The following is a 523-nucleotide window of genomic DNA, read 5'->3' as shown; positions in this document are numbered from 1 at the left end:
AGTGGGGCCCGTACTGCGCGGGCCCGTGTGCCATGGCGATCCACGGCTACGGCGTCGGCCACGGCGGCACCCCGCACCAGGTCAACAACCACGGCGTCCGCATCAGCACCACCCGGGAGGCCCTCATCGCCTCGGTGGCCGGTCAGAACGGCTGAGGCCTACCTCGGCGCGTTGCCCGCCCGTGTAAGTTCTCGGATTCGTCGGTCAGGTCAACAGCGGGAGGACACATGAACCGGTCGAAGCAGCGGGTCGCGATCATCGGAGCCCTGGCGATGCTCCTGGCCGCGTTCTCCGCGGCCACCTCAGCGCCGTCGGCGTCAGGCCAGGGCGAGAGTGGCGGCGTCACCGCCATCGAGCTCGCCGGGCCCGTGGAGCCCGTCGCCGGCTTCGACAGCCGGCCGCCGTCCGGCGAGTCCACCTCGGCGCCACAGCCGTCCGACTCTGCCGGTGGCAGCCCGGTCGAATCGTTCCATCCGGAGTCCGTCATCGGTCCTGACGGCCGCGTGCGGGTGAACCCGACGAC

1 protein-coding gene is annotated in these 523 nt (G+C 71.7%); it reads left to right on the top strand.

Annotated features, from left to right (window positions below):
- Positions 1-227: 227 nt before the first annotated feature.
- A partial coding sequence (locus tag I6F37_RS38625; RefSeq protein ID WP_225154161.1) for a hypothetical protein occupies positions 228-523 on the top strand: 296 nt, incomplete at its 3' end.

This window comes from Bradyrhizobium sp. NBAIM08, assembly GCF_020193935.1.
Lineage (GTDB): Bacteria > Pseudomonadota > Alphaproteobacteria > Rhizobiales > Xanthobacteraceae > Bradyrhizobium > Bradyrhizobium yuanmingense.
Note: the sequence above shows the minus strand (reverse complement) of the source record. Positions and strands in the feature narration are given on the sequence as shown.